Here is a 21,285-nt window from a genome sequence, read left to right on the forward strand (position 1 = left end):
TGCTGCACGCGGCCGGGTCCGCGGGGCAGCAGCTGACCGTGGAAGTCCTCGTGATGGGCCAGCACGAGCGCGGCCAGGCCCGCTACGTGGGCGGATGCGGTGCCGGTGCCGTCGAGGGCGGTGTAGCCGCCGTCCGGGGAGCAGGACAGGACCGAGACGCCGGGGGCGGCCGCGTTCACTGCGGGGCCGTGGCAGCTGAACGGCGCGGCGAACAGCCCTTCGGGTGTCAGCTGCGGCCCCACGTGGGTGGCTTGGGAGGTGTCGGGTGGGAAGGTGCCCAAGGCTCCCAGGGCGCCCACGGTGAAGACGGTGGGCAGCGAGGCGGGGAAGGCGACCGGCCCGCCGGTGTCGCCCGCCGGGGCGATGCAGGCGATGCCCGCCGCGGTGGCGTCGGCGAGTTTGCGGGAGACCAGCGCCGAGGGGTACGGGGTCGCCACCTGGATGTGGGCGATGTCGGCCTGGCGGTCGATGCAGTGGTCCAGGGCGGCGATCAGGTCGCTGAAATGCCCGTCGGGCATCACCTGGCAGACATCGATCTCGGCGTCGACGGCGATGCCGATGACGCCCTTGCCGGTGTCCGCCCCGGCGATGACGCCTGTTGCGTGGGTCCCGGTGCCGACCGGGTCGTGGGCCCAGCCCTCCTTCGTGCCGTGCACGAGGTCGGCGCCGGAGCGCACCTGCTGCTTCAGGTCGGGGTGGTCGATGCTGACGCCCGTACCGATGACAGCGATCTTGATGCCGAAGGCGCGGAACGTGGGCGGCAGCCGGTCCAGCCGCATGGCCTGCTGACCCCAGCCGTAACCCTGGCGTTCCTCCAGTTCCGGGTAGACCTCGGACAGCGGGGTGAGGGCGACGAGGTGGTCCTGGGTCGCCGACAGGTCGGGGCGGTGGATCCAGCGGTCGGTGTATCCGCCCGCGGGGCGGACGTACAGGGACTGGATGGACTGCGCGGTCTCGGTCGCCAGGGTGAGGGTGACCCTCCCGTCGGGGCCGGTGACGCCCTGGCTCGGCCAGGTCGCCCCGATCAGGAACACCCCCGCGCCGGCCAGTGGTTCACCGTCCGGGCCGCAGACGCGCAGCGAGACCTCCACGGGCTTGTCCAGGGGCGTGACCAGCCCCGGGTCGCGCAGCGGCAGCAACCCTGCGGCAGGCGTGGCGGCGGGTACGGTCACGAACAGCGGCAGGTCGGGTTCGATGTGCACATGCAGCGACCGCATCGCCGGGACCTGGGCCTCGGCGGCCTCGACGACCAGGAGTTCGGGGCAGGAGGGCTGCACTCCCGCCGACTGCAGCTTCTCTGACGGGGTGAGTCTGCGGACCACCGTGACCTCGGGCATCTGCTCCAGCCGGTCGCACACCGCGTCCATGCCGAGTTCGGGCACTCCCACGGGCAGAAGGTGCTGCGGCAGCGGGGTCACCATGTAGCGAGAGCGGCGCGGCTGCACCGCGATCGGTGACGGTGCGCCCTTCTTGCCTGGCGGCGCTTTCTCCTCGGGGCCCGGTCCGCCGGCCCCTGCGCCCTTGGATCCGCTGTGGCGGTTGTTGCGGGGCTTGTCTCCGGGCCTGTCCTTGACCATCACGTCCACCTTCACCACGCCTACGTCGGTTGTGAGCTTCTGATCCGGATGAGGGCGGCTCGCCCTTCCACGGCTGTGCGGTGTGCCCGGGAATCGCTCCCGGGCACACCGCACAGCGCGCCGCCCTAGGTCAGCCGATACCGAAGGGCTGACCCATCTGGCCGAAGCCGGGCTGCTGGTACTGCTGCGGGTACGGCTGGCCGAACGACTGCTGGCCGAAGCCGCCACCCCACTGCTGCTGGCCCTGCTGGCCCTGCTGGCACTGCTGCACCAGCGTCAGGATCGCGGTCGGCAGCGCCTGCTGCACGGACTGCTCCACAGCGCTGCGCACACCCTGACGCAGCGTGTGCTGCAGCGCGATGGCCAGGTACGGGTGAGCCTGGTGGGCCAGGCCCTGCTGCTGCAGCTGCTGCTGGACCTGCTGGATCTGCTGCAGCGTCTGCTGCATGCGCTGCGCGACCTGCTGGCTCGCCTGCTGGCAGGCCTGCTGGATCGCCTGCTGGACGACCTGCGCGATCTGCTGCTGGCCACCGGCCTGCTGGCCGAACTGCTGCAGAGGCGGGGTACCGGTCATCACCGACATGAATGCTCCATTCGATGCCATGAGAAAGCCAACACAAGGGATGATGTTGGCTTTTCGGAATGATTCCGACGCGCCGAAGCTAAGATGCCGTCGTCCCACCCGCAATCGGGGGAGCCTCTCAGGAGCATGAATCCCCCGATCGCACCCGGCGACAGGCGAACCGGCCCGGAACGCGGCAGGATGAGCTGCTGTTGGAGGTGGCGACGACCGCGATACGCGGTGGAACAACCCCCGGTCGGTCGAGTTCTCGCGGCCTTCGGGGCAGATGGGATATGGGGTAATTGGCAGCCCGACGGTTTCTGGTTCCGTTAGTTCAGGTTCGAGTCCTGGTATCCCAGCCGGCGCAGAGGCAGCTCGGGCGTCTCGTTCTGCCTGGTGCGCGCAGACCCGCTCGAGCACGGTTTCCACGTCTACCGGCCGGCCGACTGACCCGGCCAGACCCATCACGCAATGTCGCGGAGAGCCCGGCAAGCCGGGAAAGCGGTGGACACCGGCGACTGCCCGGTGGCCTCGTCCGGCGCAAGCCCGGAGTCGGGAGCAGACCCGCCCAGTCGGAGGGCGGCCTCGCGCCAGTTGTCCCCCAACTCCAGGAGCCGCTTCGTCTCCCGCGGGAAGGACGGTCCCACGCACCCCGGCAGAGCCGGCCGCAGGATGGCCGCGGCGAATTCGACCGCGGCGGATCAGGGCCCTGGGGCGTGCGCGCGGCCGGGCAGGCGGCTGGCTCACCGTGCTGCAGGGTGCGTGAGTGTCGTGACCATGAGGTGAAAAGGGCTGTCAGAGGCTGGGTGTGACGCCCAGGGCCGGGCACGGGGTCGCTAGGCTCCGAAACGATTCCGCATTGTCTCCCGGCGAGACGGTTGGGAGGACGCTGTGGCCGGCCCCTGGCTCGAGACGACCGCCTTGGGCCATTGCCTGGTCGCCAGGGTGACCGGTGAGATGGACTACCGGACCGCCGCGACGTTCCGTGCCCAGTTCAACGAGCTGATCCGCCAAGGTGACCGGCCCATCGTGCTGGATCTGACAAGCGTCTCCTTCTGCGACTCCGCCGGGCTGGGTGTGCTACTCGGAGCACGACGACAGGCGGCGACGAACGAAACCATGCTGGCGCTGGCGTGCGTACCCCTCCCGCTGCGGCAGATTCTGGAGATGACCGGGGCCGACCAGGTACTACCCGTCTACGACACCGTCGACGACGCAGCAGCGGCCCTCGGCAGCTGAGCACCCTCTCCCCTCCCAACCGATCAAGCGGGGACATCCACGAACGGCGAGATGGCAGCACCAAGGAACGCAACCGGGCCGGCATCCGCAACTGCGGGCCGCTCACACTCACTGCCGTCGACGAGCTCGCCACGACCTGACCGCTGCCTGGGCGTGATCCCCCTGTGCCCCGCTCGCGGCTCGCCCCCCGTCTGCTGTACCGATGTTCCCCGAGCCAGCCAACCGTCACGCAAGGTGAAAGAGACGTGAAGTGGCGTGAGGATGGTGTCCGTGACCAGGCGGGAGCGCGCGGACAACGCGGGGAGACGACGATGGCGAATGACCGGGTCGGGCTGGCCGAGCTGCTGGCCGCAGCCGAGGACGCGGCGCCGGTGGCGTCCCTGGACACGGTCGCGCACAACCTGCGGGAGCGGTTCGGCGCGCAGTACGTGGCCTTCCTTTTCGTCGACATCGTCGGCCGGCAGATGGTGCGGATCAGCGAGGAGGCAGCCTCACAGCAGGGCCGACGTGCCGACCAGATCCCCCTCGCCGGCAGCGTCTACGACAAAGTCCTACGTACCCAGAAGCTGGTGCAGGAGCCGGGCGACGGGCACAGGCAACGGGTGGTCACGCCGGTCACCAACCGGGGCGACACCATCGGCGTGCTGGAGCTGTTCCTTCCCCAGACCACGCAGGAGGTACTGAAGCAGATCCAGGAGGCCGCGCACGCGCTGGCGTACATCATCGTCACCGACCGCCGCTTCACCGACCTCTATCACTGGGGCCAGCGCACCAGCCCCCTCAGCCTGGCCGCCGAGATCCAGCGCCAACTCCTGCCCTCCGCCCCCTCCTGCGAGGCGGCCGAGTTCGCTCTCGCCTGCGCCCTGGTCCCCGCCGACAGCATCGCCGGCGACACCTACGACTACACCCTCGACCACGACACCCTGCACCTGTCCGTCACCGACGCCATGGGCCACGACGTCGACGCCTCCCTCCTGGCCACCCTCCTGGTCAACGCCTCCCGCGGTGCCCGCCGCGCCGAGAAGGGCCTTGCCGAACAAGCCCGCCAGACCAATCAGGCCATGCTCGACCACGGCCGCGGCACCCTCGCCACCGGCCAGCTCCTGCGGATCGCCCTGGACGGATCCGGCGCACAGCTCGTCAACGCCGGCCATCCCTGGCCACTGCGCCTGCGCGATGGCACAGTCGACGAAGTCCGCCTGACCGTCGACCTGCCCTTCGGTGTCCACGCACCCGCCCCCTACCGCATCCAGGACCTGGACCTGCACCCAGGCGACCGCCTGGTGCTCTACACCGACGGCATACAAGAACGCCAAGCGGAATCCGTCGACCTGCCCGGCATCATCCGCAACACCGCCGGCGAACACCCCCGCGAGATGGTCCGAACCCTGGTCCAAGCGGTCACCGACGCCTGCAGCGGACATCTGGCAGACGACGCCACCGTCGTATGTCTGGACTGGCAGGGCCCCCAGCCCGCAGGCCGCCAGGCCCAAGCCGGATCCGAGAAATAGGCGCCGCCGCGCCCCGCGCGGCCCGGCCAACGTTCCCCGCCGGTACGCTCACCCGCGGTCTCTGCCGGTCGGTCCCTGCCGTCTGGCACCCCTACCACCACGTCACGGTCGTCCGTCCTGGCGGTGGGCGCTGGTCGCGTGGTGGCCACGGTTGCGATACCTCCGGCAGACTGCGCTTGCCGCTCTCCCTCCCCCTCCCCTGCTCCCTCCCCCTGACTGCGACGACCACAGCACAGACGTTCAGCCCACACTAAAACCACCCGCACCCTGTGCACTCCGGAGCCGCTCCGGCACTACGGGGCACAGCGAGTCAGGCCCGTCCGGTGACACCACACCCCCACTCCGCTCCCCCACGCCAGCCATGCCCTTCAGGACAGACGATCACCGTCGAGGATGTCCACCGGCTCGGCAATCCCCGACCCGCCGACCGGCACTCACGCCACGATGCCGGCCGACGTGTCCGGGTCGTTGACCAGTGCGAGCCAACCGGCCCCCCGCCCTCGGCCCGTCCGGCTGGCAAGGGCCGTACGACGATGACGTTGGCCTGTCCACAGGCGTCAAGACAGTCGACCGCAGGGACCGGCCACCTGGCCCAGGTCGGCCTTGAGCGTGGCGAGTTGAGCAGCATGGACGACGCCGGGGGGCAGCGGATACCACGGCGACGAGCCGTCCTGGCCGCGCGCCTCCTCCACCCGCTCGACCGCGTCGATCAGCTCTTTCGCGGTCGTCCCACTGTCCTGGTGCCCGTCGACTGCCACGATGATGTGACCCCGCGTGCTGTTCACGGCGGCCACTGCACGCAGGGCGAGGCGGCCAAGCGGTCCTGGACGGCGGCGGTCAGATCGGCGTCACCGTCCAAGGGGCCGCGCACGACGATCTGCGCCCGCCCGTCGAAGCAGCGCGGGCGCCGCGCGTCACGGTCCTCTCGAAGATCCGTCGCGGTCACGGCCGACCGCGTCGCACGGCACAGCCCTGGACCCCGGGATCCGCACCGCGCGCCACCGCATCTCGCGTCGCTTGGAAGCCCGAGTGCCCGGGAGATCGGCCATCGAAGCTGAAGCTGTCCCCCCTGGCGTACGCGCGCCACAATGAAAGTGCGAAAACGCACTCGGATCCATCGAGGAGGTGGCTATGTCCAGCGCAGCCACCAGAACACGGAAAACGACGGCGGCCCGCGCCCGGCCGAGCGCCGAGTCGGCAACGCAGCAACCCACCACGGACGGGAAGCTGCACATGCACACCCTGGATGTGCCCGCGCCGGTCCACATCCCCTATCTCACGCCGGGGGACGTGGTGGCCAACACGCAGGCCATGACATCAAGGCTGTCGACCAGGGATCTTGTCTTCTACGGCGGCCTGGGCGCGCTCGCGGTGGCTGGTGCTCTCGACTGGCCCGTCGCTGTGGCCATCGGAGGTGCCACAGCCCTCCTGCGCGGCCGGGGAAGGGGAGAAGCAAAGGAGCGTCAGGAATAGTCGCAGGACAACGTGCGTCGGCGCGGTAGCGGCCGGTCGGCCCGGCGCCGACGCCTCACGCCGCCTGGGGAACGGCCGTGCTCTGCGACCGTGTGTACGTCCTCCAGAGGTCCCGCGCCAAGCGCACGACGATGGCCTCGGCAAGCGCTACGGCGGCTTTGGTCAACACAGTCATGAGGAACCCGCTCATTCGTACTGCTCTCCTGCTCGTGGGGGGATGCATGTCGAGTTTGTCCGCACTCACGCGAACCGTGCGGGTCCTGTATGTGTTATTCGAGTGACGGAAAGACGAACAACCGGGACATTGCGCGGCAGGGACTCGCGGGCGCGCCGTGTGACCCGGTTTCCTGCTCCGGCGGTCCGTCCCTACCTCTGGTATGAGTTCTCCTGCCGTTGCGGCGTCGGGGTCGGAAGCTGAAGTTGCTGCTGCTGTGCGATGACGAGCGCGCTGCGGCGGAACGCTTGGCATACGGTTTGCGCCGGTAGTCGTCGCGGTCGGCCCCATGAACGCCGTGTGGGAGCTGACGTCGTCGCCTCGGGGCGGGCGGACGGCCCGCAGCCGCCGTCCGCACTCCGCCGTGGTCGTGCGGATCGGGAGTCGCTGGGAGGAAGCCTCGCATCCGCGGGGAGATGATGGAGGCGGAGTCTTCGGGCTTGCGTACTCGGTGCCGGGCGTGCGGCGGTGGAGGGTGGTCCGTGTATGGAGATCACTCTGGTCGTACTGATCATCGTCGTCGGATTGGCGTTCGACTTCACCAACGGCTTCCATGACGCGGCGAATGCCATCGCCACGTCCGTGTGCACCAGGGCGCTCACGCCGCGCGTCGCCTTGGCGATGGCCGCCGTGATGAACTTCGTCGGCGCCTTCCTCGGGACCGGGGTGGCCGTGACAGTCGGCAGCGGCATCATCGCCGCCCCGACCGGCGCGAGGGGCTTGTTGCTGGTCTTGTCCGCGTTGTTCGGCGCGATCGCCTGGAATGTCTTCACCTGGTGGCGGGGCCTGCCGACGTCTTCCACCCATGCCCTGATCGGCGCCCTGGTCGGGGTGGCGCTGGTGTCCTTCGGCACCGTGCACTGGAGCGGGGTGCTCGACAAGGTCGTGTGGCCCATGCTGCTCTCCCCGGTCATCGGCCTGGCCTTGGGATACACCCTGCATATGGCGGTCCTGTGGACCTTCCGCCGGTCCAGTCCCAGCCGGACTGTCCGGAGGTTCCGTATGGCACAGACCCTCTCCGCCGCGGCCATGGCCCTGGGGCACGGGCTGCAGGACGCTCAGAAGACCATGGGCGTCATTGTGCTCGCGCTGGTCACCGCGGGTTGGCAGCACAGCTTCTCGGTGCCGGTCTGGGTGATTGCTGCCGTGGCCGCAGCCATGGCGGCGGGAACCTACAGCGGTGGACGCCGGATCATCACCACCGTCGGACGGCGCATCGTGCATCTCGACCCGCCACGGGGCTTCGCCGCCGAATCGGCGGCCGCGACGGTCCTGTACGTCACGGCGTTCCTGTTCAAGGCACCGATTTCCACCACTCAGACCATCACCTCAGCGATCATGGGCACCGGTGCGACCCGCCGCGCGTCCGCGGTGCGCTGGGGCATGGCCCGCTCCATCGTCGTGGCCTGGTTCCTCACCTTCCCCGGTGCGGGGCTCGCCGCAGCAGCCGTCTATCTCCTGCTGCACGCCACCACCGCAATCTGATCCGCAGGAGGCTTCCCGATGCCGAAGCCCACCCGACCGACCTCCGCCACCATGCGCGACAGCGTGCCCATGCCCAGCCGCTACGCCCACCTGCACCCGGACGATGGCGCGTGCCTGATGGAGGCTGTCTCGCTCCTGGCCGGTGGGCGCTTCACCGACAGCCCACGCTGCACTCACCCCGCGCTCGCCACGCTGGCCCGCATGGTCAACGACTGCGTCGGCGACTCGGCCCGCCCCCTGCTGTGGCCGCTGGCCGCCGACCTCAGCTGTGCTTACCCGGCCGGCCGGGACTACGCACCATGGCTGGTCGGCATGGCCGTACAGGCGGCCCGGGAGACAAGGCCGGACTCACGGCTGCTGGAGATGAGGCAGGCCACGTGCGCCCGCCGTGCCGCCCGTCTCGCCGGCGCCGACATTCCCACCCCGCTGGGCCCGTTCCTGGACCGGTTGTGGTGGCGCGGCCCCGGCCGCCACCACCTCGAACACGCTCTCCGGGTTCTCGCCCGCGCCCCGGACGCCGAGCGCCGCCTCATCCGGCTACTGCACACGGCACTCAGCTACCAGCGGCCCGTCCTGCGGACTCCCCCCTCGTCCGGGCTCCGGCCCGGGGCCCCGCAAGCACATGAGGCGCGGGCCCGGAGAGATGACGTGGGGTGCAGTCAGCCCGGTGCGGCCGGGGACTCCGCGTTTACCGGGAGGTGAGGTGTTCGGGATCGTGCAGCTGACGCCGACCGGACGGGACGGCTGGCTTCCCTCAGGACGAGCACCGGGCTCGGGTCGAGGAGTGAGGGGTGAGGGTGGGTACGGGTCCGGTGACGCCTGCCGCGAAGGGCGTCACGACAAGTCGGGTGCCAGGCCCCCGCGGGGCGCAACGAGTGGCCGGGTCGGTCGGGTGTGCCGGCCGTCAATCCTCGTCGTCCTCGGCGGCGTCCGCCCGCCGCGCGAGGGCCTGCGCCCACTGCGTGACCCGGCGACCGTCCATCTCGACGAGGACGACGAGGGCACCGGCGAATGACGCGGCGTCAGGGCGCCTATCAGGTCGTGATCAATGAGTATCGCGGCTGCCGGGGCGGGTGCCCGTCTGGGGTGCGGGGCCCGGCGGTCTGCGGCTGCGCGGTGCGGACGCGAGTGACCCGAAGCGTTGCCGTAGGCAGGCTGGGGCCGAGGGCCCCAGCCGCGTGTCCGCCGGGATGGTGTGTCAGAGCACGGCGAGGCGGTCCACCAGGAGTTCCACCCTCTGCTCGGCGTACTCCGGGAGCAGCCGTCCCGCCCGGGTCAGGGTCGCGATGCCGTGCAGGGACGCCCAGAACACCTCGGTGAACAGCCCCGGTTCGACGCCGTCCCCGGCGACCTCGGCCAGGCTCTCCATCAGCGCGGCGAAGGCGTCCTTCAGCGGCTCCGGGGTGTCCTCCTGCGCGTACGCCAGGCCGCCGTCGAGCTGGAACAAGGCGTCGTAGACCGCCGGGTTGCGCGCGGCGAAGTCGAGATAGGCGCGCGCGAGGGCGACGACCCGGGCGCGCGGGCCGTCCGCGACGGAGGTCGCGGCCCGCACCGCCGCGGCCATCTCGGCGGCGCCCTCGAGGGCGACGGCGCCGATGATCTCCCGTTTGCCGCGGAAGTGGCTGTAGAGGACGGGCTGGCTGTATTCGATGCGCTCGGCGAGCCGGCGGGTGGTGACCGCGTCCCAGCCCTGCTGCTCGGCGAGTTCGCGAGCCGTCGCCACGATGAGGCGCTCGCGGACCGCCCGTTCGCGTGCCTTGCGTTCCTGTACCGACATAACTCGGATCCTAGCACCGCTAGACAATCAAGCGACAGTAGCGCTAGCGTTGCCCACATCGGCTAGCAGTGCTAGATCCCGGGAGGGGCAACATGCTCAGCGCACTCGAGGTCATCACCACCGTGGTCGTCGGCCTGATGGTGGGGGTGGAGTTCTCCGTCGCCTTCGTCATGAACCCGATCTTCAACGCCCTCCCGGAGGACAGTAACCAGCTGGCCCACTCCCACGGGGGCCGGATGCTCGGCGCCGTGATGCCGTTCTGGTACATCGGCTCACTCGTCCTCGTCGGCATCTGGGCTGTCGCGGGATGGCACCAGCACGGCACCGGCCTCGTCGTCACCGCCGCCGCGCTGCTGATCGTCAGCGTGATCATGTCGATCCTGCTGCTCGTCCCGATCAACAACCGGGGCAAGACGTGGACCCCTGAGAACCGGCCCGCCGACTGGAAGGAGCAGATGAACCGCTGGGAGCGCTACCACTACGTCCGCGTCGCCGTCATCATCGCCGCCTTCGCCCTGCTGGTCGCCGCCCTCGCCTGATACCAGAGCCGCCCCGACATGCACTGGTTCGCCCCTGCATGTCGACAGCTTTCGCCCCGTCGGGGTGAGCCCGACAGGGCGTCGGATTTCTGACCCCGCGGGCCGACGCCGCGCCGGTGGCGCACAATCCCCACTCCCCCGGCCGGCAGGTGGCCACCGAAATCCCGACATTCGGGAATGCAGCCGCCGCTCAGATCCCACAACTGCGATCCCGACAAGCTACGCCCCTCGATCAGCCGCGTCCGCGCGGCCTGATCCGGCCCACACGACTCAGCAAGCTCCACGAAGCTCACCGAGCTGGCGAAGACTCGCAAGGAGAAGAACGATGTCGCTGAAGAAGATCAACACCGTCCTGGCCGCCGCCTTCATCCTCTTCATCCTCTGGTTCGGGATGGAGTTCATCCTGAGCCCGGAGACGACGGCGCCGGGCTTCGGCCTGCCGAGCTGGCCGTCCGGCGACGGCGCCGGCTTCCTGATCATCAAGGGAATCCGCGACGTCGTCTTGGCCCTGGTCCTGGGCATCCTCCTGGTGACGGGCCACCGCCGGGCGCTGGGCTGGGTGCTGCTGGTGGAGGCCCTCGCCGCGTACGGCGACATGACCACCGTGCTGGCCCACCACGGCTCCATGGCCACCGCGCTCGGCGTCCACGCCCTGACCGCGACACTGATGGTGGTCAACGGCCTGCTGATAATGCGCGAGACCCGCAAGGTCGCGGCCGCTCCGGCAACGCCCGCCCCGCAGCCCGCCTAACGCCACCTTGGCGCGTGTCGGTATTCGCCCGTCAGCGCCCGCCGGGAAAGGCGAGGCGCACGATCTTCTTCCAGTGGGCGGCGGCCTGGTCCCGTCTTTCCGGGATGGCGCAGCACGGCCCCTGCCGCCAAGCTCCTGCGCGTGCCGACGCCCGCCGGGCCCCAGCTCGACGCGCTCGCCAAGCACGGCATCCCGCGCGACAAAGTCTTCTCCGAGAAGATCAGCACCCGCGTACGCGTGCGGCCCCAGCTCGAAGCCGCGCTCGCGCTTGCCCGCCAGATCAAGGCCCACACCCCGCACTGCCGGGTCATCTTCACCGTGTACGAGATGAAGCGCCTCGGTCGCGACGCCGCCGCGCCGGACGCCAAGGGATGCGCCGGAAGTCCGGCTGCCCGCCCGCTCAGCGCAGCAGCGCGTCGAGGAACGGGCTGGACAGCACGCGGTGGGGGTCGAGCCGGTCGAGAGTCTCGATCGCCTCGTCCCAGCCCGGGCCGCCCCCGGCGCGCTGGCTGGCGGGGATGGCCCGGGTGAGGACGTCCGGGTCGGACCATGCGGCGGTGTCGCTGTAGGCCCAGCCCTTGGACCACTCCACGCGTACCGTCGCCCGGTCCCCGTCCAGGGCCAGGAGGAACTGCTCGATGTCGCGGTAGAAGCGGTGCAGGGCGGGTGTCGTCGGCAGGGAGAGGACGTCGATCCACACGGCGGTGTCGACGTCCGGCCGGTCGGGACGCGGCCGCAGGGCGGACAGCAGCGGAGGCCGCGCGCCGGGGACACCGCACACCAACGGGTCCTCCAGACCAGTCACCCGGATCTCCACCTGGCCGTTGACCGGGTACTCGCCGCGCGCCGCGTACTGCGCGAGCAGCGTGCGATAGAAGCCGGCGAACTGGCTGACCACCCACTGCAGATCGGCGCGGCGGGTGAGGACGGCGTAGCCGTTGGCGGTCTCGCGCAGCGTAGTGGGCCGCACGTACTGCAGCAGGTTGCGGGAGGCGCCCCACAGGTCCGAGCGCAGGCCGCCTGCCAGCAGGTGGGTGAGCACGTCGCCGGTCAGCACGTCCCGCACGAGGGTCCCCGAGAGCAGGACGTCGGTGATGTCGCCGGTCAACGCGACCTTGGCCAGCAGGTACTGGACCTTCCCGAAGAGCGGCGCACTCGCCCACGCCCCGGAGACCAGGTCCCCGGCCAGCCGGGCCACCGGCTCGGGCAGGGAATCGGAGAACGGGTAGTTGTACGGTTCGTCGACCGCCCGGGCGGTGAGCGGCCGCTTCGGGGTGACGCTCCAGACCTTCAGCCAGGGGCAGTCGGTGAAGGCGAACCAGATTGCCTCCACCCGACCGGCGCGGTCCACGAAGCCGGCCAGGGTCCGCGTGCCGGCTGGAGCACCGGGGGCGGCGAACAGTTCGGTGGCGGGGATGTCCAGAAGGGACTGGCAGCGCAGATTGTGGTCGGTGCCCACCCGCAGAACGGCCTCGGTGACGAGCGAGCGGCCGAGGTGGGTGAGGAGCGCGTCACAGTCGGGCTCGGCTCGGCCGACGGTCCGCAGGACGTAGTGGCCGGCGTCGTCGTCCCAGACGACCACGGTCAGCTCGGTGACCAGGTTGCTCAGCGAGCCGTAGCCGTGGCCGGATGCCGGGCTCTCGCCGACTGCGGGGACGGCCGTGCCATGCGCGCCGATGGCAAGCGCGCCACCGACCGAGAGATCGCCGGGTGCCGGCGCGGAGGCGACCCCGTATCCGCCCGCGCCGGTGAACGCGAGCAGCGTCTCCAGCGAGGCGCCGGCCTGGACCCGGACCCTGGCCGACCCGTCGGCAGCCTGCTGCTCCAGCGACATCCCGGTGAGGTGTGCGGTGGTGTCCAGCAGGACGACCCGGGCCGCGGCGGGTGTGCCGTCGGCCACCGTGAGGGGGGCCCAGCCGTGCCGCTGCCCTTGCGCGCGTACCGTCCAGCCGGCGCTGTAGGCCCAGTTGACGACGTCGAGCACCTCCTGAGGGCTGCGCGGCGCGCACGTCCACAGCTGGTCGGTACGGATCTCACCGGCCCAGTTCTCGTAGGCGCGCTGATAGACGTCGATCCCGGCCGGGAAGCCCGGCGGCGGCGCCGAGGCCGCGTAGGCGCTGCCCGGCCGGACCAGCCCGCGCAGCAACCAGACCGCGCCGCCCGCGGCGGCCGACGACGCAAGCAGCCTGCGCCGCGACAGCCCGCCGTCCTGGTTCGAAGGACTGTCCGCCATCCCCGCATCCCCCTGACCCGCTCCGAACCGGCCCTGCCGGGCCGGTCGAGCAGGCACGTTACCCAGCGAAGAAGGCCTGGCGGTCATACGTTCGGCCGATTCACGTGAACGAGTGAATGACCCGCGAACGGGCCCCTCCCGGGGACTCATGCCCTACAAGAGGCCCGCCCGGTCCGCCCGCTGCGGGCCCCGCCCGAGGTGGACGGGCGCTCCTGGCGGGTTGTTCAGGCGAGGGTCGTGGTGTCGATGACGAAGCGGTAGCGGACGTCGGAAGCCAGCACCCGCTCGTACGCCTCGTTGACCTTGTCCGCGGAGATGACCTCGACCTCGGCCCCGATGTTGTGCTCGGCGCAGAAGTCGAGCATCTCCTGGGTCAGGGCGATGCCGCCGATCATCGACCCGGCGAAGGAGCGGCGGGCGCCGATGAGGGACATGACGTGCAGGCTGAGCGGCTCGGCCGGCGCGCCGACGTTGACGAGCGTGCCGTCGACGGCGAGGAGGCCGAGATAGGCGTTCAGGTCGATGCTGGCGCTGACGGTGTTGACGATGAGGTCGAAGCGGCCGGCGAGCTGCTTGAAGGTGTCGGGGTCCGACGTGGCGTGGTAGTGGTCGGCGCCGAGGCGGAGCCCGTCTTCCTGCTTCTTCAGCGACTGCGACAGTACGGTGACGTCGGCGCCGAGGGCGTGGGCGATCTTGACGGCCATGTGTCCCAGTCCGCCGAGTCCGACGACGGCGACCTTCTTGCCGGGGCCGGCGCCCCAGCGGCGCAGCGGGGCGTAGGTGGTGATGCCCGCGCAGAGCAGCGGTGCGGCGGCGGCTGCGTCGAGGCTCTCGGGGACCGAGAGGACGTAGTCGGCGTCGACGACGACGTGGGTGGAGTAGCCGCCCTGGGTGGTGGTTCCGTCGCGGTCGGTGCCGGCGTAGGTGGGGACCATGCCGTTGAGGCAGTACTGCTCGTCGCCGTTGCGGCAGTTGGTGCACTCGCCGCAGGAGTTGACCATGCAGCCGACACCGACGCGGTCGCCGACGTGGTGCCTGGTGACGGCGGATCCGACCTCGGTGACGAGGCCGACGATCTCGTGGCCGGGAACGACCGGGAAGGGCTGGGGGCCCCAGTCACCGTTGACGGTGTGGATGTCGGAGTGGCAGATGCCGGCGTACTGGATCTCGATCAGGACGTCGTTGGGTCCGACGTCGCGGCGCTCGATGGTGGTGAGAGCCAGGGGCCGGCCGGCGGCGGGAGCGGCGTAGGCGTTGACGCGCATGAAGAGGTGTTCCTTCGTCTTCGGTGTCGTGTGGGTGGGGGTTGGGTCAGGCGGGTGGCGATGCGGCGGCGTACCCGCCGTCGGCCAAGGGCCGAGGCGGCGAGCGACGCCGGTGGGTGCGTTCTCGACCTGCGGACCCAGCGGTCCGCCGGTGGGCGCGCGGTCGGGCTACTGCTTCCTGGCCCGCTTGAGCTCGTCGGCGAGCGCGCGCGCCTCGGTCGACAGCATCTCGGCGCGGGCGTCATCGCCCGCCTGAACCGCACGCCAGTAGTCGATCTTGAGGTGGACGTAGCGCTGACGTAGAGCGATGTGCTCGGCCTCGAGTGCCAGACGCCGCTCCTGCTCCACGAGCAGCTCGATCTGCTCGCCCGCAGCGGAGGGACCCAGCTGCCCGTTCGCCACGTACTGCCGCATGTCGCTCACCGACATGCCGGTGGCGGCCAGGCACGCGACCCACATCAGCTGGCCAAGGTCGTCCTCGTCGTAGATCCGATGCTTGCTGCTCGCGCCGCGGCTGATCGGCGCGATCACCCCGATTGACTCGTAGTAGCGCAGCGTGCTGGCCGGGAGACCGGTCAGGACGGCCACTTCCTTGATCGTGTATGTGTGCTGGGCGGTTCGTGCACTCACTTCATCGACCGTAGGAACTTCAAGTACTTGAAGTCAAAAATCGCGTGGGTCACACCCAGCCGCACACCGGTCTCGGCATGAGCGGACGCCGCCCTCGCGGCAGGTGAGTGCCGCTTGTCGGGCGCGATCCCGACGACGTCAGAGAGCCATGGGCTGATCCACGCAGAACGCTTGCAGGAGCTCCGCAGCAGGAGGGGCCCGATCAATGCCTCCCTTGATGACAGCGGCCAGCATGGCACCGGCGCCTGACGGGCTCGTGCACGGTAGTCGGTGAGGCGTCGCTTTCTCGATCGTCGATCACGGCCGTGTGGTGGGGAACGCGGCAAGGCCGGGCAGCAGGGAACAGCGCTCACCGGCGAGCCCACCGTGGTCAACGGCGACCTCGCCGTCGCCGTCCGCGTGAACGGCGAGATCGACGGTGTTGCCGCGGTCCGGGTGGGCGTCCGCATCACCGGCTCCGCTTCGTGCGCGACCCGGAGAAGCCGGCCGGTGTGGGAGCCGAGGCCCCGCTCACACTGCGGTGGGTGGTTGTCCCCGCGCGGGGGCAGACGGCGTGCCGCCCGGCCCCGCGCGGATCCGACGGTCAGCGCTTCATCAGGGCGAAGACTCCCCAGCCGAGATACTCACGGAGATAGCGCGCGTAACGTGCGGGCTCGGTGGTGAGCTCGGCCCGTACCTCGGGCGCCAGTTCGTCGTCCGGGTTCCGGTCGAGCCAGCGGCGGAGGTTGAGCCACTGTGCCGCGCAGTACCGGTCCCAGCTGTCCCGGTCGGCCAGCATCATTTCCACGACGTCGTACCCGAGGTCGCCGAACTGCTCGATCAGTTCGGGCAGCGGCAGGAAGTCGGCCAGGCTGGTGGCGTGGCAGGCCTCCGCGGCCTCCTGGTCCGGTGGAGTCCGACGCCAGTAGGGCTCGCCGATCAGCATCAGGCCTCCGGGGCGGAGGCTGCGGCTGAGCAGCTCGGCCGTTCCGGCGACGCCGTTCCCGATCCAGGTGGCGCCGACGCAGGCGGCGAGATCGACCGGCTCGTCCGCGACATGACCGCAGGCGTCGCCGTGGACGAACTCCACCCGGTCGGCGACGCCGAGCTCGATGGCGCGGGCCCGGGCCTGCTCGGTGAAGACCGTGCTGATGTCCACGCCCGTGCCCGTGAAGCCCAGGTCACGTGCCCAGGTGCACAGCATCTCGCCCGAGCCGCTGGCCAGGTCGAGCACCCGTGTCCCGGGGGCCAGGTGGAGTGCCTGGCCCAGGGCGGCGAGCTTGTCGGGAGTCAGCGGGTTGTGGATGCGGTGGCTGCTCTCGCGGATGGTGAAGATGCGGGGAAGGTCCATGGTGGCTTCCTTTCCGTCAGGCTCGGCGGTTTCCGGGCCGGTTGATGGCGCGCCGCATGGGCGCGATGTTCTTCTTGGGTCGTTCCTGCTCGGCGCGCAGCCGCGCGTCGGTGCGGGAGGTGGCATAGGCGTTCTCGCGCAGCAGCCGGCGGTAGCTGTCGAGGCGCCGCCGGGTGAGGTGACCGGACTCGACGGCTGCCCAGACGGCATGGCCCGGTTCGGTGGTGTGGGGGCAGTCGGCGAGGTGCGCGAGGCGGTGGAGCGGAGCACGGCGGTCCGTCGCTCCAGGACCTCCGCCACCCAGTCACCGGTGGACGGCGTCAGCCGGTCCTCGGCGCGCGGCGGGGGAAGGACCGCCGCCCGGACCGGTCCGGCCTCGGCGACGACTTCGCGCAGTCCGCGCTCGGCCCGCACGACTTGGCCGGGAGCCAAGCCGTCGGCGTGGAAGCGGGTACAGGAATGGTCGCGTTCCTCGTTCCAGCCGTAGTCGGCCGGAGTCAGGACGCGCGCAGGAGAGAAAAAAGGGGGTTGCTGAGAAGCAGGTTGATGAAACAACGCGGAGACCCTTGGGAAGGGACCCCTCCGGACGGCACGTGCGACCAAGAACTCCCGTTAGGAGAGAGGAAGGCAGGTGCGGGTCAGGACGAGGCCCGGGAAGTGAGGATGATCCGGGCACTGCGCACGGCAGTGGTCTCCACGACAGTCATCAACTCACCTCCTTCGATCTCCGCAGCGGACCCGGTCGTCGCTGCGCCGTTCAGAGTAACAGCGTCTGTCGTCGGGCCGCTTGCCCTTCGCCGGCCGCTGATGCCGGTGACGGCGCAGCGCATGCCCCCGGCCGGCGAGTCGCCGGCCGGGGGTCAGGGGTGGGGTGCCCGGTCACCGGCCTCCGGCCGGGTCCTTCAGGTACAGGCCCAGGGTGGACAGGTGGGGGGTGGCGCGGGACTGGATCACGCGGACCCTGATCCGGTCCGCGGTCACGGGTGCGGGCAGGAGGAGGATGCGCGCGTAGCCGATGGTGGTGCCGGTGGCGACGGTGGTCCAGGTCGTGCCTGTCCACGCGTCGACGGCGAACTGCTGGACGTGCTGCCCGCGGGTGATGTCCTCGCCCAGTCTGATCCGGTCGAAGGCGGTGGCCTTCCTGAGGGTCAGCTCCAGCGTTGCGGTGCCGGCTCCTGCCGCCGGGGACCAGGAGGAGCTCAGGTGGGGGTCGGTCAGGGCCTCGGCAGTGCGGGTGGGGCGTGCCCCGCGCAGCAGGTTGTGCCGGTACAGGTCGTCGATCGCCTGGCCGAAACCGGTCAGGGATGCCACGTCCGCGTCGTCGACGCGCCCGGAGGTGTTCGGCGGCACGTTCAGCAGCAGCACCGCGTTGCGTCCCACGGACGAGTGGTACAGGTCGACCAACTGCTGTGCGGTCTTGGGGTGTTCGTCCGGATGCCAGAACCATCCCGGCCGGATCGAGACGTCCGCCTCGGCGGGGAACCACTGGAGGAACTTCACGCCCGGGCCGGTGATCACCGCGTCGGAGCCGATGTCGGCGGCCTGCGGCCCGCCGGGCAGCAGCGTCTCGCCGTGCGCGGTGGCCGGGTCGGCGGTCGCCGGGGTGACGCTCCACTCGGTGAGCCGGGCGCTGCCGCCCTCGTTGCCCACCCAGCGGGTGCCCTGCGGCCCGGCGAAGGTGACGGTGTCGGGCGACAGGGCGTGGATGAGCCGGAACCAGGACGTGAAGTCGTAGGTCTCGCTGACTCCGCTCGACCTCCACGGGTTGGCGCCGTCGAGCCAGAGTTCGTCGATGGGCCCGTACTGGGTGAACAGCTCGTACAGCTGGTTCAGGTAGTACGCGTTGTAGTCGTCGGCCATGACGCGGAAGCTGGGCAGCCGCCCGGAGCGTACGGCGTCCGTGCGATCGTCGCCGGGTACGAGGGTCGGGATCGTCCGTGCGGTGACCGGGCTGCCGCTGCCGTACCGGCCCATCCCGGCGGGGCTGCGGTCCCGGTCGTCGTAGGTGGACTGCTCCTCGATGCTCAGGGAGCCGCCGGCGTCGTGCTTGGCGACGATGTCCGCGACGAACGTCTCGTGCCAGGCGTGCGGCAGTTCCGCGCCGTCGGCCGGCGACAGGTACACGCCGACCTTCAGCCCCGCCTTGCGGGCGGCACGGAGGTAGGTGCCGAGGATGTCGCCGTCCGGGTTGACGTTGCCGGTGTCGCGGGTGCGCCAGTACGCCCACGGGTCCGTGGCCCGCTCCGCGGCGGCCCGGGCCCTGGCGGCCCGTGCTGCGGCGTCCGGGACGCCCCGGTACCACCAGGGGGAGGCGATGACGGAGTGGTTGGTGTAGCGGGTGGGGTAGACGACGAAGCCGTCGTGGTGCTTCGCGGTGAGCATGACCTGCTTCATGCCCGCGGCGCGGTAGGCCTGCATCCACTGGTCGATGTCGACCTCGGACGGCGCGAACGTGGCCTCGTCCTCGCAGCCGGAGCCCCACTCGCGGTCGGTGAAGGTGTTCATCCCGAAGTGGGTGAAGCCGGTGACCTCGCGGGTCTGCCAGGCCACTTGGGGCGGCCTGGGGACGATCGCGGCGGCCTTGGCGATGATCTCCTGAGCGGTGTCGGCGGGGTCGACCGCCACCACCGACACCGGCCTCGCCCGCCCGCCGGCGGAGCCGCGCGCCGCCGCGGCGTCCGCGGGAGCGGCCGGTACAGCAGCGGCTGCGGGAGCGGCCGCAGCGGCGGAGGCGCTCGCGGCGGCGACCGCGGTACCGGCGATGAGCAGTCCCCTGCGGCTGATCATGAGTCACTTCCGGGGTGCGCGGGGGTCTGGGTGATCGGGGTGATGCTCCATACGTCGTGCTGTGCCACGTCGCGCGGCTGTTGGACGACGGAGCCGTCCGTGCCGGCGACCAGGGTCTGCTGGGTGATGGCGTCCACTACGCGGTAGCCGCCGGGGGCGGGTTCGAGCTGCCACTTCTGGGAAGTGGCGGTGGTGCAGGTCTCCGCGGTCGCCGCCGCGCCGGCCTGCTCGACCACCTTCATGTTGTTGGCGGTGCCGCGCGAGACGTCGGCGCACAGTCCGCTGCCTGCGGCGACGAGTTGGTAGTAGCCGTCGTCGGTGGGCCGCAGCTCCCACGCGGTGGCCGCCGTTTCGTCCTTGGCCGTGAGGGGCGTGCCGGGTGCGGCCGGTGAGGTGCCCTCGCTCAGCGCGCCGCCGGTGGCGCGCAGCCGGTACGTTCCGGCCTTCAGCGGCTGCACCCATGCGGGGCCGTAGCCGGGGGCGTGTCCGAGCGTGTCGGCGAGCTCGCTGAAGGACGCGTAGTCCGGGGCGGGCTTGGGGCCTCCCCAGACGGCCTGCGCGAAGACCCTCAGTGAGGGGAACACGCCCTGCTGTGTCTGGTTCTCGGTCTCCTTGCCGTAGTTGTCGGGCCAGATGTTGTACTCGGCTCCGGTGAGGTTCTCCAGGTGGCCGGTGACGGTGCCGTCGGCGAAGTCGAGGGGCGACCAGTCGGTGTCGTACAGCTTCTTCGCGTCCGGCTTGTAGCTGCCGCGCACGTAGTACATGGCGTCGGTGGCGTTCATCACCCGGTAGCCGGCGTCGAGGAGTTGCTGCGAGGTCTCCTTCTCCGGCAGCCAGTGCTCGACGACGATGTCCTTGTTGAGCGGGATGGTGTTCTCACCGGTCAGGCCGTCGTTCCAGATGCGCAGGGTGCGGCCCTTGGACCGGACGTAGGCGTCGACGCGGTTCACGAAGTCGACGTAGGCGTCCTGCGGGGTCGCGTCGGGGCCGAACTTGCTGCGCGCGTACGCCTGCAGCTGCGGGTAGTTCGAGTAGGCCGAGCGGATCATGTACTCGTCCGCGCCCATGTGGAAGTACGGCCCGGGGAACAGCTTCAGGTCCGTGTCCACCAGGTGTGTGAAGAAGGTGAACGCGTCGGGGTCGGTGATGTCGAGCCGCGACGGGTCCGGCTTCCCGCTCGTGTCCTTGAGCTGGAGGTCCGGGTACGGCGTGAGGTAGGGGTCCATGTGCCCGGGCGAGTTGATCTCCGGGATGACCGTGATGTGGTAGCGGGCCGCGGTGGCGACGATGCGCCGCACCTCCTGCGGCGTGTAGTACGAGAACGTGTTGATCTCGGGGAACTCGCTGCTCTTCACCTTGAGTTCGAGGTGGAGCGTGTTGAGCTTGAGGTACGCCATGTCCTTGATCAGGCGCGTCATCCAGGCATCGGTGTTGTACGTGTAGCAGGCGCACACGCCGACAGCGCGCTCGCCCGAGGACGGCACGTCGGTCGTCGCGCCCTCGGGCAGGGCCGGGTTCTCGGTGAGCATCTGCAGCAGGGTGCGCGTGCCGTAGAAGACGCCGGTGCCGGTGCGGCCGGTGATGCGCACCTGGTCGCCGATCCGGAGGGCGTAGCCCTCGGAGCCGAGGTCGGCGCGCGTGCCGTCGGTGCGCAGCACGATGTCGCCGGGTCGGGGCGTGCCGTGGACGACGGGGACCGGGCGGCCGAGGGTGTCGCGCAGTTCGTCGGCCAATTGCCGCGCGGTGGGCTCGCCTGCGGCGTCGGTGTCGATCCTCGTCCGCGTGTCGAGGCGCAGGGTTCCCCCGCCCGGTGTCCAGTTGTGCAGGGAGGGGATCAGCGCGGGGGGCGCCGCGGCGGTGGCGGGGGAGGTCGGGGCCGCGGGTTGTGCGGCGGCGCCGCCCGCGCCCGCGA

The 21,285-nt window shown here is 70.6% G+C and carries 19 protein-coding genes and 1 tRNA gene; 9 read left to right on the forward strand and 11 right to left on the reverse strand.

The annotated features are described in order from the left end of the window. Nucleotides 1-1,577 (reverse strand): S8 family serine peptidase (locus BZY54_RS38330; RefSeq protein ID WP_244217537.1); only part of this gene is annotated, 1,577 nt, incomplete at its 3' end. Between the two features lie 130 nt (nucleotides 1,578-1,707). After that, a complete protein-coding gene (locus BZY54_RS38335; RefSeq protein WP_086729983.1) occupies nucleotides 1,708-2,160 on the reverse strand; it encodes a hypothetical protein in 453 nt (150 codons plus the stop codon). A 266-nt stretch (nucleotides 2,161-2,426) separates the two neighbouring features. On the opposite strand from BZY54_RS38335, the gene BZY54_RS38340 reads away from it, so the two are divergent. The 3 genes from BZY54_RS38340 (at nucleotide 2,427) to BZY54_RS38350 (ending at nucleotide 4,889) form a co-directional block, all read left to right on the forward strand. Then, nucleotides 2,427-2,498, forward strand: a tRNA-Gln gene (locus tag BZY54_RS38340). A 532-nt stretch (nucleotides 2,499-3,030) separates the two neighbouring features. Further along, nucleotides 3,031-3,378, forward strand: coding sequence for an STAS domain-containing protein (locus BZY54_RS38345; RefSeq protein WP_086729984.1), 348 nt, complete (start codon nucleotides 3,031-3,033; stop codon nucleotides 3,376-3,378). 311 nt (nucleotides 3,379-3,689) lie between these two features. Further along, nucleotides 3,690-4,889, forward strand: a complete 1,200-nt coding sequence (locus tag BZY54_RS38350) for a PP2C family protein-serine/threonine phosphatase (protein WP_086729985.1) — start codon at nucleotides 3,690-3,692, stop codon at nucleotides 4,887-4,889. 557 nt (nucleotides 4,890-5,446) lie between these two features. On the opposite strand, the gene BZY54_RS38355 is transcribed toward BZY54_RS38350, so the two are convergent. Together BZY54_RS38355 and BZY54_RS51235 are read right to left on the reverse strand one after the other, a co-directional pair. Beyond that, nucleotides 5,447-5,674, reverse strand: coding sequence for a hypothetical protein (locus BZY54_RS38355; RefSeq protein WP_143668222.1), 228 nt, complete (start codon nucleotides 5,672-5,674; stop codon nucleotides 5,447-5,449). Further along, nucleotides 5,671-5,835 carry a hypothetical protein gene (locus tag BZY54_RS51235; protein WP_158103982.1) on the reverse strand — a complete coding sequence of 55 codons (165 nt, stop codon included), beginning with the start codon at nucleotides 5,833-5,835 and terminating at the stop codon, nucleotides 5,671-5,673. Before BZY54_RS51235 ends, BZY54_RS38355 begins: the two co-directional genes overlap by 4 nt. A gap of 185 nt (nucleotides 5,836-6,020) precedes the next feature. Between BZY54_RS51235 and BZY54_RS38360 the strand changes: the two genes are divergently transcribed. The 4 genes from BZY54_RS38360 to BZY54_RS54885 all read left to right on the forward strand — a co-directional run bounded on the left by BZY54_RS38360 (nucleotide 6,021) and on the right by BZY54_RS54885 (nucleotide 9,076). Next, nucleotides 6,021-6,362 carry a hypothetical protein gene (locus tag BZY54_RS38360; protein WP_086729987.1) on the forward strand — a complete coding sequence of 114 codons (342 nt, stop codon included), beginning with the start codon at nucleotides 6,021-6,023 and terminating at the stop codon, nucleotides 6,360-6,362. A 700-nt stretch (nucleotides 6,363-7,062) separates the two neighbouring features. Then, on the forward strand, nucleotides 7,063-8,061 hold the full coding sequence (locus BZY54_RS38365; RefSeq protein WP_086729988.1) for an inorganic phosphate transporter: 999 nt from the start codon (nucleotides 7,063-7,065) through the stop codon (nucleotides 8,059-8,061). Nucleotides 8,062-8,079: 18 nt separating this feature from the next. After that, the gene (locus BZY54_RS38370) at nucleotides 8,080-8,763 is read left to right on the forward strand and encodes a hypothetical protein (RefSeq protein WP_208640895.1); all 684 of its coding nucleotides are present in this window, start codon (nucleotides 8,080-8,082) and stop codon (nucleotides 8,761-8,763) included. 190 nt (nucleotides 8,764-8,953) lie between these two features. Beyond that, the gene (locus tag BZY54_RS54885) at nucleotides 8,954-9,076 is read left to right on the forward strand and encodes a hypothetical protein (protein WP_279634742.1); all 123 of its coding nucleotides are present in this window, start codon (nucleotides 8,954-8,956) and stop codon (nucleotides 9,074-9,076) included. Between the two features lie 183 nt (nucleotides 9,077-9,259). Here BZY54_RS54885 and BZY54_RS38375 read toward each other — a convergent pair whose 3' ends face one another. Then, nucleotides 9,260-9,838 carry a TetR/AcrR family transcriptional regulator gene (locus BZY54_RS38375; RefSeq protein WP_086729989.1) on the reverse strand — a complete coding sequence of 193 codons (579 nt, stop codon included), beginning with the start codon at nucleotides 9,836-9,838 and terminating at the stop codon, nucleotides 9,260-9,262. Nucleotides 9,839-9,930: 92 nt separating this feature from the next. Here BZY54_RS38375 and BZY54_RS38380 point away from each other — a divergent pair, with 92 nt between their 5' ends. Both BZY54_RS38380 and BZY54_RS38385 read left to right on the forward strand, forming a co-directional pair. After that, on the forward strand, nucleotides 9,931-10,377 hold the full coding sequence (locus BZY54_RS38380) for an anthrone oxygenase family protein (protein WP_086729990.1): 447 nt from the start codon (nucleotides 9,931-9,933) through the stop codon (nucleotides 10,375-10,377). Between the two features lie 325 nt (nucleotides 10,378-10,702). After that, nucleotides 10,703-11,128 carry a DUF4267 domain-containing protein gene (locus BZY54_RS38385; protein WP_086729991.1) on the forward strand — a complete coding sequence of 142 codons (426 nt, stop codon included), beginning with the start codon at nucleotides 10,703-10,705 and terminating at the stop codon, nucleotides 11,126-11,128. Nucleotides 11,129-11,528: 400 nt separating this feature from the next. Here the strand turns inward: BZY54_RS38385 and BZY54_RS38395 are convergent, their stop codons facing one another. From BZY54_RS38395 to BZY54_RS38430, 6 genes are all read right to left on the reverse strand, one after another. After that, nucleotides 11,529-13,361: a cholesterol oxidase substrate-binding domain-containing protein gene (locus tag BZY54_RS38395; protein ID WP_086729992.1), complete on the reverse strand. Its 1,833-nt coding sequence runs from the start codon at nucleotides 13,359-13,361 to the stop codon at nucleotides 11,529-11,531. A gap of 224 nt (nucleotides 13,362-13,585) precedes the next feature. Further along, on the reverse strand, nucleotides 13,586-14,626 hold the full coding sequence (locus BZY54_RS38400) for an NAD(P)-dependent alcohol dehydrogenase (protein WP_086729993.1): 1,041 nt from the start codon (nucleotides 14,624-14,626) through the stop codon (nucleotides 13,586-13,588). 168 nt (nucleotides 14,627-14,794) lie between these two features. Further along, nucleotides 14,795-15,256 carry a MerR family transcriptional regulator gene (locus BZY54_RS38405; protein WP_086729994.1) on the reverse strand — a complete coding sequence of 154 codons (462 nt, stop codon included), beginning with the start codon at nucleotides 15,254-15,256 and terminating at the stop codon, nucleotides 14,795-14,797. Nucleotides 15,257-15,839: 583 nt separating this feature from the next. After that, nucleotides 15,840-16,586 (reverse strand): methyltransferase domain-containing protein, encoded by a 747-nt coding sequence (locus tag BZY54_RS38415; protein WP_086729996.1) that lies wholly within the window; start codon nucleotides 16,584-16,586, stop codon nucleotides 15,840-15,842. Between the two features lie 879 nt (nucleotides 16,587-17,465). Beyond that, the gene (locus BZY54_RS38425; RefSeq protein WP_086729997.1) at nucleotides 17,466-19,373 is read right to left on the reverse strand and encodes an alpha-L-fucosidase; all 1,908 of its coding nucleotides are present in this window, start codon (nucleotides 19,371-19,373) and stop codon (nucleotides 17,466-17,468) included. After that, nucleotides 19,370-21,285: family 20 glycosylhydrolase (locus BZY54_RS38430; RefSeq protein ID WP_086729998.1), on the reverse strand; the 1,916-nt coding region annotated here is incomplete at its 5' end. The genes BZY54_RS38430 and BZY54_RS38425, both read right to left, overlap by 4 nt.

Source organism: Streptomyces carpinensis (genome assembly GCF_002154505.1).
GTDB classification, from domain to species: domain Bacteria; phylum Actinomycetota; class Actinomycetes; order Streptomycetales; family Streptomycetaceae; genus Streptomyces; species Streptomyces carpinensis.